The 14,665-nt window shown below is 67.5% G+C and carries 19 protein-coding genes; 7 read left to right on the top strand and 12 right to left on the bottom strand.

The genetic code is table 11. From position 1 onward, the window contains the following. Nucleotides 1-10: 10 nt before the first annotated feature. Complete coding sequence (locus tag ACZ61C_RS33780; RefSeq protein ID WP_465311928.1) at nt 11-739, bottom strand: SDR family NAD(P)-dependent oxidoreductase; 729 nt, start codon at nt 737-739, stop codon at nt 11-13. A 119-nt stretch (nt 740-858) separates the two neighbouring features. On the opposite strand from ACZ61C_RS33780, the gene ACZ61C_RS33775 reads away from it, so the two are divergent. From ACZ61C_RS33775 to ACZ61C_RS33765, 3 genes are read left to right on the top strand one after another with little or no spacing between them, the layout of a single operon-like run. After that, nucleotides 859-1,416, top strand: a complete 558-nt coding sequence (locus ACZ61C_RS33775; RefSeq protein WP_465311927.1) for a carboxymuconolactone decarboxylase family protein — start codon at nt 859-861, stop codon at nt 1,414-1,416. Further along, entirely contained in the window at nt 1,413-2,279 is an 867-nt protein-coding gene (locus ACZ61C_RS33770; protein WP_465311926.1) for a fumarylacetoacetate hydrolase family protein, read from the top strand. The genes ACZ61C_RS33775 and ACZ61C_RS33770 overlap by 4 nt, the downstream gene beginning before the upstream one ends. Then, nucleotides 2,279-3,103: a fumarylacetoacetate hydrolase family protein gene (locus tag ACZ61C_RS33765; protein WP_465311925.1), complete on the top strand. Its 825-nt coding sequence runs from the start codon at nt 2,279-2,281 to the stop codon at nt 3,101-3,103. Before ACZ61C_RS33770 ends, ACZ61C_RS33765 begins: the two co-directional genes overlap by 1 nt. 381 nt (nt 3,104-3,484) lie before the next feature. Here the strand turns inward: ACZ61C_RS33765 and ACZ61C_RS33760 are convergent, their stop codons facing one another. The 7 genes from ACZ61C_RS33760 to ACZ61C_RS33730 form a co-directional block, all read right to left on the bottom strand. Continuing rightward, the gene (locus ACZ61C_RS33760) at nt 3,485-3,658 is read right to left on the bottom strand and encodes a hypothetical protein (protein WP_465311924.1); all 174 of its coding nucleotides are present in this window, start codon (nt 3,656-3,658) and stop codon (nt 3,485-3,487) included. Nucleotides 3,659-3,832: 174 nt separating this feature from the next. Further along, nucleotides 3,833-4,438: a hypothetical protein gene (locus tag ACZ61C_RS33755; RefSeq protein ID WP_465311923.1), complete on the bottom strand. Its 606-nt coding sequence runs from the start codon at nt 4,436-4,438 to the stop codon at nt 3,833-3,835. Continuing rightward, the gene (locus ACZ61C_RS33750; protein WP_465311922.1) at nt 4,435-5,205 is read right to left on the bottom strand and encodes a hypothetical protein; all 771 of its coding nucleotides are present in this window, start codon (nt 5,203-5,205) and stop codon (nt 4,435-4,437) included. Before ACZ61C_RS33750 ends, ACZ61C_RS33755 begins: the two co-directional genes overlap by 4 nt. A 3-nt stretch (nt 5,206-5,208) precedes the next feature. Next, a complete protein-coding gene (locus tag ACZ61C_RS33745) occupies nt 5,209-5,559 on the bottom strand; it encodes a hypothetical protein (protein ID WP_465311921.1) in 351 nt (116 codons plus the stop codon). Between the two features lie 12 nt (nt 5,560-5,571). Continuing rightward, nucleotides 5,572-5,934, bottom strand: a complete 363-nt coding sequence (locus tag ACZ61C_RS33740; protein ID WP_465311920.1) for a putative T7SS-secreted protein — start codon at nt 5,932-5,934, stop codon at nt 5,572-5,574. Further along, entirely contained in the window at nt 5,927-6,265 is a 339-nt protein-coding gene (locus ACZ61C_RS33735) for a hypothetical protein (protein ID WP_465311919.1), read from the bottom strand. The genes ACZ61C_RS33740 and ACZ61C_RS33735 overlap by 8 nt, the downstream gene beginning before the upstream one ends. Before the next feature lie 117 nt (nt 6,266-6,382). Then, a complete protein-coding gene (locus ACZ61C_RS33730) occupies nt 6,383-6,559 on the bottom strand; it encodes a hypothetical protein (protein WP_465311918.1) in 177 nt (58 codons plus the stop codon). Between the two features lie 635 nt (nt 6,560-7,194). Between ACZ61C_RS33730 and ACZ61C_RS33725 the strand changes: the two genes are divergently transcribed. Continuing rightward, entirely contained in the window at nt 7,195-7,755 is a 561-nt protein-coding gene (locus ACZ61C_RS33725; protein ID WP_465311917.1) for a hypothetical protein, read from the top strand. A gap of 145 nt (nt 7,756-7,900) precedes the next feature. Further along, on the top strand, nt 7,901-8,524 hold the full coding sequence (locus ACZ61C_RS33720) for a hypothetical protein (protein ID WP_465311916.1): 624 nt from the start codon (nt 7,901-7,903) through the stop codon (nt 8,522-8,524). A gap of 114 nt (nt 8,525-8,638) precedes the next feature. Here the strand turns inward: ACZ61C_RS33720 and ACZ61C_RS33715 are convergent, their stop codons facing one another. After that, nucleotides 8,639-9,223, bottom strand: coding sequence for a hypothetical protein (locus ACZ61C_RS33715; protein WP_465311915.1), 585 nt, complete (start codon nt 9,221-9,223; stop codon nt 8,639-8,641). 291 nt (nt 9,224-9,514) lie between these two features. Next, complete coding sequence (locus tag ACZ61C_RS33710) at nt 9,515-9,673, bottom strand: hypothetical protein (RefSeq protein ID WP_465311914.1); 159 nt, start codon at nt 9,671-9,673, stop codon at nt 9,515-9,517. A gap of 307 nt (nt 9,674-9,980) precedes the next feature. On the opposite strand from ACZ61C_RS33710, the gene ACZ61C_RS33705 reads away from it, so the two are divergent. Together ACZ61C_RS33705 and ACZ61C_RS33700 are read left to right on the top strand one after the other, a co-directional pair. Next, entirely contained in the window at nt 9,981-10,226 is a 246-nt protein-coding gene (locus ACZ61C_RS33705; protein WP_465311913.1) for an aldehyde dehydrogenase family protein, read from the top strand. 161 nt (nt 10,227-10,387) lie between these two features. Then, a complete protein-coding gene (locus ACZ61C_RS33700) occupies nt 10,388-12,127 on the top strand; it encodes a cytochrome c biogenesis protein DipZ (RefSeq protein ID WP_465311912.1) in 1,740 nt (579 codons plus the stop codon). Between the two features lie 13 nt (nt 12,128-12,140). Here ACZ61C_RS33700 and ACZ61C_RS33695 read toward each other — a convergent pair whose 3' ends face one another. Both ACZ61C_RS33695 and ACZ61C_RS33690 read right to left on the bottom strand, forming a co-directional pair. After that, nucleotides 12,141-13,670, bottom strand: a complete 1,530-nt coding sequence (locus tag ACZ61C_RS33695; RefSeq protein WP_465311911.1) for a substrate-binding domain-containing protein — start codon at nt 13,668-13,670, stop codon at nt 12,141-12,143. Next, nucleotides 13,667-14,464 carry a phosphate ABC transporter ATP-binding protein gene (locus tag ACZ61C_RS33690; RefSeq protein ID WP_465312097.1) on the bottom strand — a complete coding sequence of 266 codons (798 nt, stop codon included), beginning with the start codon at nt 14,462-14,464 and terminating at the stop codon, nt 13,667-13,669. The genes ACZ61C_RS33695 and ACZ61C_RS33690 overlap by 4 nt, the downstream gene beginning before the upstream one ends. Nucleotides 14,465-14,665 lie beyond the last annotated feature (201 nt).

Genomic DNA, 14,665 nt, shown 5'->3' with positions numbered 1-14,665 from the left:
GAAGACTCCTTCAGACGAGGGTGCGGCCGCCATCGGCGTACAGGACGTGCCCGGTGACGAAGGCGGCTTGGTCGGAGCAGAGGAACAGGATCGGGCCGGTCAGGTCTGCGGGGGTGCCGAGCCGTCCCGCCGGGACGAGCGCGGTGAGATCGTCGCGGACGCCGGGCTTCCCGAGGTGCTCGTGGGTGAGCCCGGTCTCGGTGTAGCCGGGCGCGACGGCGTTGACCGTGACACCCGAGGCCGCCCACTCCCGGGCCATCACCCGGGCGAGCTGGTTGACCGCGCCCTTGGTGGCGGCGTAGGGCGCGTGGTGCGGGTGGGCGAGCAGCCCGGACACCGAGGAGAGGTAGAGGATCCGGCCGTACCCGCGGGCGACCATCAGCGCGCCGGCGGCCTTACCGGTCCAGAACGCGCTGTCCAGGTTGACCTCGGTGATCGTGCGCCAGACGTCGTCCGGGGTGTCGAGCACCGGGCGGCGGTCGTTGACGCCGACCGCGTGGACGAAGATGTCGAGCCCGCCCAGCAGCTCGTCGGCGCGGGTGAGGCAGTCCCGGGCGCCGTCGGCGCCGGTAAGATCGGCTTCGAGGGTGCGCAGGCCCAGTTCGCCGAGCCGCCGTGCGTCGCGGTCGGCGACGATCACGTCCGCCCCGGCCTCGGCGAGGGCGAGGGCGGCCGCACCGCCGATTCCGCCCGCGCCGGCGACCAGCGCGCCCTTGCCCCGCAGACCCAGCCAGTCCATCCCGCTCCCTGCTCCCGACGTCATGGCGACGCTAAGCGCGGGCTCGTGTCGCAGAAACGGTTGTTCCATTCAATGGCAGACCGTCGCTCGCCCGGCGCGAGCGCTGCTGGGATCGAGGCATGACGAGACTGCCCGGGCTGGCCCCGGCCGACCTGTCCAGTGACCAGCGCGCGCTGCGCGAGGCCATCACCGCCGGTCCGCGAGCGGGTGGCCCGTTCCCGCTGACCGACGTCGCCGGGGTGCTGACCGGGCCGTTCAACGCGATGCTGTTCGCGCCGGAGCTGGGGCAGGCGCTGCAGGAGCTCGGTGCGGCCGTGCGGTACGAGACTGTGCTAGGCGATCGCGTGCGGGAGCTGGCGATCCTGGCGGTGGCGGATCACTGGAACTGCGCGTTCGAGCGGTACGCGCACGAACCCGCCGCGCGCGCCGCCGGCGTGACGGACGCTCAGCTGGCGCCGGGAAAGGTGCCGGACGGTCTCCCCGACGTCGAAGCGGCGGCGCTGCGGTTCGTGGACGCACTGCTGGACGGCGACGTCGACGACGTGACCTACGCCGAGATCGTGCCAATCATTGGCAACCGCGTGGCCGTGGAGCTGACCACGCTGGTGGGCTACTACGCGACGCTCGCTCTCCAGCTGCGCGTCTTCCGAGTCACCGTCCCCGTGGAGCGCCCGTGAAGCTCGTGACCTTCGACGACGGCCTGGTCGGCCGCATCGCCGACGACCTGGTCCTGGAACTCGACACCGTCTCGACACGCGAGTTCTTCGAACGCGAGGGGAGCGTGCCCGAGACCGGGCGCCGCTTCCGGCTCGCCGAGGTGCGGCTGCGTGCGCCGATCGTGCCGAAGAAGTTCTTCCACACGGCGGGGAACTTCCGCGAGCACCACGACGACCTCGCGCGCGTCAACTGGTCGTACCCGGTCAACAAGGGGATCGTGTTCTTCCAGAACGTCGACGCGATCATCGGCCCCGGCGACCCGGTCGTGTACCCGTCGCACCTGACGAACGAGCTGGACTACGAGCTCGAAATGGCCGTGGTGATCGGGAAACCGGGGAAGTTCTTCACCGCGGAGCAGGCGGCCGAGCACATCGCCGGGTACCTGGTGTTCAACGACATCACCGCGCGCGACATCCAGCGGCGCGAGATGGAGTCGGGGGTGTTCTCCTTCTCCAAGGCGATTGACACGTTCTGCCCGATCGGCCCGTACATCGTCACCGCCGACGAAGTCGGCGACCCGCACGCGCTCGACATGGAACTGCGTGTGAACGGCCAGGTGCGGCAAAAATCGAACACGAGCCGGATGTCGGTGTCGATCCCGGATCTGGTGGCCTACCACTCGCCGCAGGTCTACAGCTCCGGTGACCTGATCACGACCGGCACGGTCGCCGGCGTCGCCGCGAGCACCGACGACCCGTTCGCCAACTACCTCAAGCCCGGTGACGTCATCGAGGCCGAGATCGAGAAACTCGGTGTGCTGCGCAATCGGGTCGTGTCCTGGGAGGACGCGTACGGGACCCCGGCGCCGTCCGGGAACGCGTGATGCGCCTGGCGAACCTGAGCGGGCGGGCCGTCCTGGTCACCGGCGGCCAAGCGCTGGACGTCTTCGACGCCGGCGGCTTCGGACCGGACCCGATGGACGTCCTGGAGAACTGGACGGCGTTCACGGAGTGGGCTCGCACCGCGCCGGCCGGGACCATGTCGGTCGATCCGGCGCTGCTCGGCCCACCCGTGCCGCGGCCCCGGCAGGTGTTCGCCGTGGCGTTGAACTACCCACCGCACGCCGCCGAGGCCGGGTTCGAGCCCCCGGCCGATCCGTTGGTGTTCACCAAGTTCCCGACGTGCATTGCCGGTCCACAGGGGACGGTCGAGCTGCCGGGCGACCGGGTCGACTGGGAGGTCGAGCTGGTCGCGGTCATCGGCCGCGGCGGGCACCGGATTCCCCGCGAGGAGGCCCTCGGTCACGTAGCCGGGTACATGGTCGGCCAGGACCTCTCGGAACGGCGCGTCCAGTCCTTCGGCAAACCGCCGCAGTTCGCCCTGGCCAAGTCCTTCCCCGGCTTCGGCCCGACCGGCCCGCACCTGGTGACCGAGGTCGCCCCGGACGCGACGATCACCTGCTTGCTCAACGACGAAGTGGTCCAAAAGGCCTCGATCGCGGAGATGATCTTCGACGTCCCGGAACTCGTGGCCCGACTGTCGGCGGTGTGCCCGTTCCTGCCTGGTGACCTTGTCTTCACCGGCACCCCGGCCGGTGTCGGCAATCGGCGCACACCACCTCGCTACCTGACTCCCGATGACACGCTGACCAGCCGCATCGACGGACTCGGCGAGCTGCGGACTCGATTCCTCGAACCACACGGCTAATGGTCGCCGGTCACGCCGACCACGTTCCGGCGCATTACCTCCGCGACCAAGCCCCCCACGGGCCGACCCGCCAGATCGACAGGACCGGGCAGGGGTACCTGGTCACAGCTGGCTCGCCGAGGGCGAGATCCACCGGTCGACCCTGGGCGACGAGGACGGCAAGCCGGTCGACGATTCGTGCGCAACTCTCGCCCGGCCTGATATGCAGGTCACCGTCGTCACCAGATCTTGAGACGCCGAGGACATCTGCCGCTTCGGGCCCCGCTGCCTCGGGGTAGTCGAGACCGTGTGCGCCCGGGGATCGGAACCAGTCTGCAGCTTCGCTGGATGGCGCTGGTTCTCATGGAGGGTGCTGGGTACTTGTGCTCGGCGGCTAGGGGTTCAGTAGCCGGATGCAGGTTGAGGGGCGGGTGCGGTTCGCGGCGTCGGCGGCCTTTCGTCGAAGACGTGGAGCTCGAATCGGGTCAGGTCGTAGCCGCCTTCGTTCCATGCCTCGTCGCTGGCGGCGACCTGCCGTTCTTGTCCGCTTGTTCGATCCCGCACCAACCAGGGCATGCCGCCTCCTTGCGTCTCAGCCTGTCGGAGGTAGCACTCTAGCAGCAAGTAGAACACCCGTTCGACTCGCGAGTCTGGCGCACAGGGCGTGGAGCCCGAGCTTCGCTGCCGACGGCGACGATGACGACGACTTTCGTTTCGTCGGCTAGGTTCGGTCGGCGGTGGCTGAGGTCATCAAGGCTGTATGAGCTCGTAGAGCGTGCGTGCTATTGCGGTCGCGCGGTCCTTGCACGCCTGCGTGTCGGTGCCGGGTGCGTTGGGGTTGTCGACACCGACCTTGAACGTAGCGTTGCTGTCCAGGACGACAAGTTCGCACTTCTGCCCGCTGGGGGCCAGACCCCAGGCCGCTTTTTCCCCCAGCTGAAGGGCCTTATCGAGCTCGTACGCGCCCGTGGAGGCGACGGTGTCGAACGCGGTGTGTTGCCGCTGGACGGTGCTGATCTCGAGGTCGAGGTGCACCGATGTGCCGGCTGCCGCGTCGGTGAAGGTACACAGCCAGCCGGCGCTTCCCTCGAGTTTCGTGTCGAAACTCTTCGGGGGGAGATTTCCCACCCGGCCGGCGACGTCGTCACAGTTGGGCAGCGCGTTGGCCGTGTACTTGCCGTCGACGTCGCCTTGCCTGCCTCCGCTACTGAGCAGAGCGAACGCGCCCACCGCGATGCCGGCCATGACGAGGACACCGATGATGACGATCGCGATGACGGTGCCGGTGCCAAGTCCGCGTTTCGGTGGCCGGGGCGCTCCGCCGTAGGGCGGGTAGCCGGGCGTTCCGGTCGTCACAGCTTGACCGCCTGCGGCCACTGCCCACCGGGCAGCCGTGAGTCGACCATCAGGCTCTTGGCGTCGCGGATGTTGCTGAGGGTGTCCATGACCTGGTTGGCGATGGCGCCGAGGCGGTTGATGGCGTCGGTGACCAGCCCGCCGATCGCGCCGGCGAGGTCTTTGACCGCGAACGGGAGGTTAACGACGGTCGCGCCGTCGAGCGCCGCCTCGACCAGGGCGCCGAGGAAGTTGGCGACCATCTCCACCAAGCCGGTCATGAAGTTGACGTTGAGCTTGGCGATGGTCATTAGCCAGCTGCTGATCGCATCGGCCTTGCCGCCTTGAGCCCCGATGGCCTCGACGGCCTCCCGCTGTTTCCCGGCACGCTTCTCGTACGCGTCCGCGCCCCCGCCCTCCCAGTAGGCAAGGTTGGGATCCGCCGGGGTTTCCACCGAGCCGACCATCTTGGACATGTCCTTCTGGACGTGGTCCTGCCAGTTGAAGCTCTGCACGATCAGCGACACGACCGGCGTGTGGTGTTCGACCGCGTACTGGACCATCTTCACGACCTTGTCCAGGCCGTCGCGGATCTTTTGCAGGCCCTCGGAGATCCAGATCATGGCCGGGCCGAGAACGTACTTCCAGTCGTTGATGTGGTGGACGGCGGCGTTGTACTTGTCGATGATTTCCTTGATCTTGGCCTGGACCTTGCGGAACAGGTCGTCGAGCGGACCGGTGAAGTCCTCGGGCCCGGCGGGGCCGAACGGGTTGAACGGGGTGTCCATCTGTTACCTCGGCGGCGTTCCGTAGATCTGGGTGAGATCGATTTCGGTGATCTCTTCGGCCTGGTCGTACAGCTGGGCGGTCTTCTGCAGCGCACCGTCGATCTGGTCGAATTCGGTGGCGGCGCCCTTGAGAGCGCCTTCGACATAGGAGCGTAGGGCTTCGTAGGTGCCGCTGAGCGCGGACGCGTTGAACACGCCGACGGCGAGGGTGACGGGATCGCCGACGAAGAACGCGGTCGGACCCAGTATCGCGTTGGTGACGACGGGGGTCACCTTGTTCACGGTGTCGGCGAAACCACGCCACTTCGTTCCCTCGGCGCGGACCGCCGAGGTGATCACTCTGTATCCGACCATGTTCAGCTGCCCCTACTCGTCGTACCGGAACTCGAAAGGCTCCTCGTCGTCTGCCTCGCCGGCGGGGGAGCGTGGCACCGGTTGGCTGACTGCCGTGGTCGGTGCCGCCAGCCCGGCCGCGATGAACATCTCGAGGAAGTCCAGCCGAAGGCGGTCCGCGCCGGCCCTGGCCAGGGTGTTTGCCGAGCCGCTCACCCCGGTGGGGTCATCGCCGCGCAGCCTTGACCAGCCGCCGGTATCCAGCTTCTTGAAGCCCTCTCCGATGCGGATCATGGTGTCGCCGTGCACCGCAAGGTGGACAGTCGATGCCCGGATCTCGTTCGCCTCGCCGGGCACGAGGGCCTTCGGGTCTTCCGTCTCGCCGAGCTCAGCCATCGCTCATCGCCGTGTTGCCCGGGTCGGCACCGGTGTCGTCGTAGATGCCCTTGAGCTTGTGCTCATGCGCCTGGTCAGCCTTGATGTAGGCGCCGGCCGCGTCGACCAGACGGCGGGAGAGCTGCTGGCCGTCCTTGGTCAGATTCTCGACGCCGAGCGCCCAGCGGGTCGTGAACGACTCGTACGAGTCGGCCAGCTTGGTGTGCCCAATGAACTTCCGGTCACAATCGATGTTCTCGACCTGCAGTTCGTCGAGGTCGCCGAGCAAATCCGTCAGCCCGAGCCCGGCGTTCTTCAGCGCCTCGACGTCGACAGCAAAGCCGTCTGGCATCGCACCCTCCCCGTGGATGACCAAGATCGGCGTCTACCCTACGGTGTCACGTTGACACGTTGAGCGGCGACTTCAAAGGCCACTCGTTTGGACGCACCTGCCGATCCCGTCCGCCTATCAAGCAGACGGTGCTCGGCCTTCCTCTGGGGTGTTGGCCGTCTGTCCGAGATTCTTGTCCGTCAGCTCGATAAGCACGGCAAGCAAGCTGCGCGCTGCGGCCGGCGTCAGCTCTGGTGGACCGTCCGGCAGGATCACGCGGATCTGGTTACCTGCCTGCCCGGTGATATTGCTCATCCGATCAGCCCAATGCGTCCAGCGCCTTCGGGCAAGATCTCGAAGGACTGAACTTCGGTTGCTAGCTCCAGAGCCGGTCGACGGCAAGCACTGGTCTCGGCATCGACAGCGCAGCCGCCCGGACACGCTGCGGGGACGGAGCTCAGCTCCAAAGTCTGAGCAGAAGCTCCGGGCCGAGTCGGGCGTGAGTGAGACGGAACTGTCGTCCATGAGTACGTCCCCTCGGCGGCTCTCCGGGACAGCCACGGTAAGCGCACGTTGACGCAAAGTCACAACGGCATTCGGTACTACCGAGCGTTTTCTCGGTGAGCGGACGAAAATGTCGAAATGGACAAGCAGGAGCAAGATTTCAGCAGTCCTGTAAGGACGAGCGCTGCGATTATCGTTGGCTGGAAGGAATTCGGGGGTTCGGACCGAAAGCTGCCCACTTTGGAGATCACCCAAACGGAGGTTGAGGCACCGCCTGTCGGGTGGTTACGTGGTCAGCGGAAACCTTGTCGGTTTCCCACGTAGGGGGTCCTCGTGATCGGTACTGTGACGCATTTTTGCGTCAATAGTCTGTCAGCGACGGCGACTGCCGTGCAGAACGGTGACTGAGGTACTGCCCCCGTGCCGTTCTCGAGGAGGGGAGCGCTATGCGCAAGCTGGCGATCGTCGCAGTCGTAGTCGCGTCGTCGTTCATGACGATTTCAGGCGTGGCCACAGCCGGGGAATCATCGGATCCGGGAGTAACGCCCTTGAAGACCATCAAGGAATACAAGTCTATCAAGGGGACCGGGAAGATCTCGATCCGATCGACCAAGAGCAGAGACGACGTGCCGCCGAGTGGTGGCTGCTGGGGACAGACCAGTTTCAACACGACGGCCTACTACGTCGACGGAGTGCTGGCCGAGACAGACACGCCGTACCAGGCATCGGTCTCCTGCGACGTGGCGAACGCGTCGGAAACGATGGCCTTCTTGCAGGCCGACGCCGGCATGTACATCAACGGCGGTAGGCGGGAGCCGGATGCGGCACCGCAGAGCTGTCAGCACTTCCAGGCGAGCGATCCGATCTGTACGGCGACTGTGTCGAGCTCGCGGGCACAGTGCTTCAGCTCGGAGCGCTGCGACGGACTCTACGGATCGGCAAACACATTTGACATGTTGCTGCCGGAGGGGTGGGTCTACACGACCTACCCGCGGAGTGCGTTCTGATCGCTCCCCAAGAAGTCAGCTGCACCGTGGGTACTGATTTGGTGGAGATCCCGCCGACGAACTGAGCGTCTCCGGGTATGGCTGCGGACTCTTGGACATCGGTGGTACGGTGACCTTGCGTCCGCAGTCACGCTCGGAGGGTATCGTGGGTTTCTTTGAAGGGGTCACGCCTGAGCCGCTGGATCTGCCGGGCGACAGTGTTAATAGAGCCAATGCTTTCGCGCCGCGATCGTCGATGCTGTCACGCAGCCTGCCATGGGAGCAGGTGATTGCTCGAACAGATGATCTCGTGGTAGCGCTTAGCGGAGCAAAAACTTGGAAATCAAACCTGACGCTTGAGGTAAGTTTCTTTGCGTCCAAGCCGCTCGGCGATGCCGATCAAGAGTTCGCCTTTTTCGGAGATGAGCCACGATCTCGTATTGGGTTGCCTGGTCCAGGCGATCCTAAAATCGGCGTCGTTTTCTCAGATGGAAGGTATGCGACAAACCTTCGCGCGCCTGGCTATCCTCGCGCTCATGATCGAGGGCTCTCTGCTGAATTTCCTGTGCTCTCGTTGATCTCAAGCGGTGGCGGTGGCGGTGGTGGTCCTGCTGGGGGAGCGTGGCGCTATAATCAGGTGCTTGATTTGTGGCCGTTGCCGCCTGGGGGACCTGTGACAATTACTTTTGCCTGGGCTGCCAAAGGCATAGGCGAGTGCGTGATTGAGTGTGCTGGTGATGACATAGCGGCGGCCGCTGCTTGGAGTGTTGAAATATTTGGTCGTCAATAAACATGCTGGGTCGCAGGCAAAGTTCTCTCGAACGACGCCAGGGCGAGTTCGCGTCCTGGGTCCTTCAGACCGCCGCGATCCCGGAGACGGCGATATTGCCGGGCTCGGGTGGTTCTACTGCCAGGCGGTGATCGTCTGCCGCGCCGAGTTGATCAAGTCTTCGCTTAGGGGGCGACCAGCTTCAGCGATGGCGTCGTGTGGAAGGCCCTCGCGGAGGATATGCCGCGCCACCTCGGTGGCACCTGAGATCAGGGAACCTTCGCCGAAACGACGGTACAGGTGGCGGCGATAGCTGTCGGTGATGGGCACGCCGAGGTAGAGAAGGCGACCTGACCATCCGCTAGTTGGTTCGATCGCCGACTCACCGGTCGCACACCACGCATGTGGCACCTCGAACCCGAATCTCGCCAGGCCCCAGCCTTCGACGTAGACAGCGTCGGCATGGCTATCGGCATAGCTCGAGGCGTTGCTCCAGCAGTTCCCTGCGGGACCGTGTTGTTCACGCGGCAGCGAAGGCGCAGGGCTGAAGAACCGACCGCAGGAGACTAACAGTGCAGCCTGGCCGGGGAAACACCAGCCGGCCGCCGACCCCGTCGCGGCTCGGCGAGCAACCTCCGCGAGGTGTACAACCCATTGGGTCAGCGCTTCTTCGTCGATGGTGTGAGCCAAGTCCTGATATGCGGCATCGAGGCGGGTCATCGTCAGACGGAACGATGCTGTGGTCGGCGGCACCGAGCATCCGGATCGAGCACGAAACTTCCTTCCCTGCTGTGCACGGCAGTTTAGAGCAAGCTGGAGCCCAGTGAACGTCCTCGCTCTCAGAGGCACACGGGTTCGCCGAAGGCAGCGGGTGCCCGTCGGCGAGCAGATCGCCTCGCGTCACCGCGACGACGGTGTAGCGGCTGCCGGTCTGGGTGAGGTGCGGGCACACCGCGATGTCCGCGGACGCCGCGCCGCCGCCGGCCGCCGTTGATCCACATGCGGTGTCGTTCACCGGAGGCATGCTACGACGACGCTGACGGGGGTGAGGCCGGCGACGTCGTATTCGTCGTCGTTGGCGAGTTCGCAGCCGACCAGGTCGACGCGGTCATGGCGAGGTACGGCGTAGATCGCGGTCGCCAAGCTGTCGGTGTAGTTCGGGATCGTCACCACCGCTGTCGGCGGGGGACCAGCCCCGCCTGCGCGGGGACGACATCCGCCAGTGCAGCCCGGGGTGTTACGTCCCTCGGACCAGCCCTGCCTGCGCGGGGACGACTTGGAAGCTCTTGGACCCCTTCAGCCCGTTTGCGGACCAGCCCCGCCTGGGCGGGGACGACGGCCACGAGAACGTTGGGCTCGCGACCCTGGCGGGACCAACCCCGCCTGCGCGGGGACAACCTGGACAACAGGCCACGGGCTGATTTCGGTTCGGACCAGCCCCGCCTGCGCGGGGACGACATGTGCGGAGTCCGACATCATGCCGACGGCCAACAACACCAACTACGGCCTGGGCGCCGGCGTCTTCACCAAGGACATCGGGAAGGCGTACCGGACGGCGCGGCGCATGCGCGCGGGCACTGTCTGGGTGAACACGTGGAACGTCTTCGACGCGTCGCTGCCGTTCGGCGGGTACAAGGAGTCCGGCTGGGGCCGCGAGATGGGCAGCGCGGTGTTCAACAACTACATGGAGACGAAGACGGTCATCACCGACCTCGGCGGCTGAGCGCCCCTCCCGCGTCCGGTCCCGGCCGGGCGCAGGAGGTCTCTTATTCCGCACAAGCGGCGAAACGACCTGTCTGACTCCGCATCTGCGGCGAACACCCGGTGTGAGGACACCGGCGCCCGGCCGGTGTGCCGGGGACGCGGAGGCGTGGGGTTATGTGGATGTTGGTCTTGATCGGCCTGCTGGGGGGCCTGATCACCGGGGTGTCGCCGTGCATCCTGCCCGTGCTGCCGGTGGTGTTCTTCGCCGGCGGCGCGAAACAGCCCGGCAGTGAGCCGGCGGCGGAACCCGCCGGTGATGTCCTCGTCAAGCAGAAGAAGGCGAAGAACCGGCGGCCGTACGCGGTGATCGGCGGGCTGGTCCTGAGCTTCACCGTCTTCACCCTGCTGGGCTCACTGCTCATCAAGGCGCTGAACCTGCCGGACGACATCCTGCGGTTCGTCGGGCTGGTGGTGCTGTCGGTCGTGGGGCTGAGCCTGCTGGTCCCGCCGCTGGAACGCCTGCTGGAGAAGCCGTTTTCGAAGCTGCCGCAGCGGAAGGTGAACCCCAACGGCGGTGGCTTCGGCCTCGGTCTGGGCCTCGGGCTGCTCTACGTCCCGTGTGCCGGGCCGGTGCTGACCGCGATCACGATCGCCGCGGCCAACGGCAAGATCGGCCTCGAGACCGTCGCGCTCACGATGTCGTTCGCCGTCGGCGCCACCCTGCCGCTGCTCGTGTTCGCCTTGGCGGGGGCCAAGATCTCCGAGCGGGTGAAGTTCTTCCGCAAGAACAACGGCAAGGTCCGCGCCATCGGCGGGGTCCTGATGCTGCTGCTGGCCGTCGCGCTGTACTTCGACCTGCCGTCGCTGCTGCAGACCAAGCTGCCGAACTACACCGGCGCGCTGCAGGAAAAGGTGGAAGGCAGTGACGCGATCAGCAAGCTGCGCCTGTCCAGCCTGGGCGACGCTTCCAACCAGGCGCTGGACCAGTGCGCGGACAACACGAACGGCGAACTGCGGAACTGCGGGCCGACGCCGGAGTTCGAGAACATCGACGGCTGGCTCAACAGCGCCCCGCTGACGATGGCCGGGCTCAAGGGCAAGGTCGTCCTGGTCGACTTCTGGACCTACTCCTGCATCAACTGCCAGCGCAGCCTGCCGCACATCAAGGACCTCTACGCCCGCTACCACGCGGCCGGGCTCGAGGTGGTCGGCGTGCACACACCGGAGTTCGCGTTCGAGCACGACAAGGGCAACGTCGAGGCCGCGACCAGGAAGCTGGGGATCCAGTACCCGGTCGCCATCGACAACGAGACGAGCACCTTCAACAACTTCCGCAACCAGTACTGGCCCGCGCGATACCTGATCGACGCCACCGGGCAGGTCCGGTACCTGAAGCTCGGCGAGGGCGCCTACGACCAGACGGAGAACCTCGTCCGGCAGCTGCTGCAGCAGACCCGGCCGGGGGTCGCGCTGCCGAAGCCGGGCGACCTGCCCGACATCCGGCCGACCGACGACCGCACCACGCGGGAGACCTACCTCAGCTACGGCGAGCTGGCCAAGACCTACGCGCCGGGCGGCACCCCGCTCGAGCTGGACAAGCAGACGGCCTACCGCTTTCCGGTGAGCGTCCCCGACCGCAAGGTGGCGTTCGAAGGCACCTGGACCGTCGACTACCAGAAGGCGACCGCCGGACCCGGCGCGCAGCTGCGGCTCGGGTACACGGCGAAGAGCACCAACCTGGTGCTCGCCGGCGAGGGCACGGTCACCGTCTCGACCGACGACGGCCGGCCGCCGCGCACGATCCGCGTCACCGGGACGCCGAACCTCTACCGCCTGAGCCAGACCCCGGACCTGCACACCGGGCAGCTCACGCTGACCCTCAGCCCGGGACTGCAGGCGTACTCCTTCACCTTCGACTGAGCCGGCCGTGCCCTCACGACCGCCGCAGCCGGCGCAGCACGCCGCGGACCACCAGCGGCGCGAGGATGGCCGCGAGCAGCACGAGGGCGGCCCAGCCGCCGATGCCCGGGCCGCCGGAACCGTGGTCGTAGGCCGCCGGGGCCGCGTCGCGCCAGTTCTTCGACCCGCCGTTCGCGAGGTCGTCCTCGGCCGACGCGGTCGCGGTCGCGGTGCCGGCTGAGGAGGAGGACGGGCCGGCCGTCTTGCCCGGCCCGCCACCGGGGTTGGTGAGGTTCTTGACCCCGCCGATCTTCTCGAACGGGTCGGGCGGGCTCCCCGCCCCCGCACCCAGGCTGCCGTGGAACGTCGGGTTGCGGCAGTTGCCCGCGTCGAGCTGCTTCGCGGGCTTGCCGGTCAGCCGGGCGTTGGAGTTCATCATCTCCTGCGACAGGTTGGGCGGCAGCGGGGAGTACCCGATGCGGGCCATGTTCACCTGGCCGTCGCACGCGACGTGCTCGAGGAACCCGGTGATGGTGTCGGTCGTGCCCTGGGCGGGATAACCGCCGCGGCAGGTGTCCCGGCCGGTCGTGCACGGCATCATGATGTAGGAGTACGCCGAGATCGGGTACGTCTTCGGGTCGGCGTTCGCGTAGACGCCGTCGAGCTTCTGGCTGAGGTCCGGCCGCAGCTCCGCCTTCGTCAGCGCGGCGGCGATGTTCTCGGCGAACGGCTGGGTGTACTGGTGCGCCTCGTTCTCCACCCACACGGTCGGCACGTGGTACCGGAGCGCGTAGGCGAACTCGTCGTAGCCGATCGAGAACGGGACGTTGCCGCTCGCGACCGCCGTCGCCATCTGCTCGGAGTCGCCGAACAGCTTGTAGAAGTCGGCGTCGGGACCGCTGTAGGGCAGCTGGATCGGCCGCACGCCGTCGGGGAGCGGGCCGATGCCGGTCCCTTCGTTCCGCTTCACGAAGGTCTTGTACGGCCCGGGCGCGGCGTGGGCGATGAAGTCGTAGAACAACGCGGTGGTGCCGGACTGGCCGGTGCGGCCGATCAGCGTGATCGGCTGGTCCGGCAGGGCCTTGCCGCCGTTGGTGGCGCTGATCGCCGGATCGCTCCAGCGGGTGATGTCGCGGGTGAAGATCCGGCCGATCACCTCCCGGGTCAGGTGGAGGTAGTCGACCTTCTGCCCGCCCGCGTCGGTCACGTTGTACATCACCGCCACCGCGCCGGCGACGTCCGGGACGTACTGGTACCCCCGCTGTTCCGCGGACTGGCCGCCGCCACCGGCCGCGATCAGCGACGTGATCTCGGCTTCGGTGCCGGCGAAGTCCACCGTCCGGTCGCCGTACTGGTTGACGCCGGTGGGGGAGCCGCGGGTCGCGTAGTTCACCGGGATGCCGCGGGAGTTCGCGCCGTTCACCCAGTCCGACATCGCCGGGCCGACGTAGGTCGACCCGGAGCCGGTGACCCGGTCGAGCGCGAGCGCGTCCGGCGCGGCGAACACGGACAGCCCGAGGAGGGTGATCGCGACCGCGGTGAGCGCGGCCAGCCGGTGTTTCATCCGAACCGTCCGTTGACGTAGTCGAGGGTGCGCTGGTCGGTCGGGTCGCCGAAGATCGTCTCGGTCGGCCCGTGCTCGATCACCCGGCCCGGCTCGTTCTCCGCGGCGAGGAAGAACGCGCAGTGGTCGGAGACCCGCTGCGCCTGCTGCATGTTGTGCGTCACGATCACCACCGTCACCTCGTGCCCGATCTCCGCGATCGTCTGCTCGATCCGCCGCGTGGACGTCGGGTCGAGCGCCGAGCACGGTTCGTCCATCAGCAGCACGTTCGGCTGCACGGCCAGCGACCGCGCGATGCACAGCCGCTGCTGCTGGCCGCCCGAGAGCGCGCCGCCCGGCGCGCTCAGCCGGTCGCGGACCTCGCGCCACAGCCCGGCGCGCTGGAGGCTCTGCTCGACGAGTGCCTCCTTGTCGTCGCACTTGACCCCGGCCAGCTTGAGCCCGGCGAGCACGTTGTCGCGAATGGACATCGCGGGGAACGGGTTCGGCTTCTGGAACACCATCCCGACCCGCAGCCGGACGTGCTGGGCGCGGGTGCCGTCGGCGTAGATGTCCGTGCCGTCCAGCAGGACCTCGCCGGCGAGGCTCGCCGACGGGACGAGCTCGTGCATCCGGTTGAGGATCCGCAGGAACGTCGACTTGCCGCAGCCCGACGGCCCGATCAGCGCGGTCACCTCGCGCGCGGGCATGCGCAGCGAAACGCCCTCGAGCACCAGGCGGTCGCCGAACCACGCGGCCACGCCGCGCGACTCCAGCTCGGCGGCGCCGGGCGGCGGCCCGCCGGTCAGGCGCACCGCGGGCGCGGGCTCGTCGACGAAACCGTCCACTTCGGACAGTTCGGTGGTGGTGTCGGTCACCGGGTCTCCTGGGATCTTTTCGCGGTGGTGGGGGGGGGGGGGGGGGGGGGGGGGGGGGGGGCGGGGGGGGGGGGGGGGGGGGGGGGGGGGGGGGGGGGGGGGGGGGGGGGGAGGGGGGGGCAAGAGGAACGACGCGGG

It is taken from the genome of Amycolatopsis sp. NPDC104587 (assembly GCF_055583645.1).
Note: the sequence above shows the minus strand (reverse complement) of the source record. Positions and strands in the feature narration are given on the sequence as shown.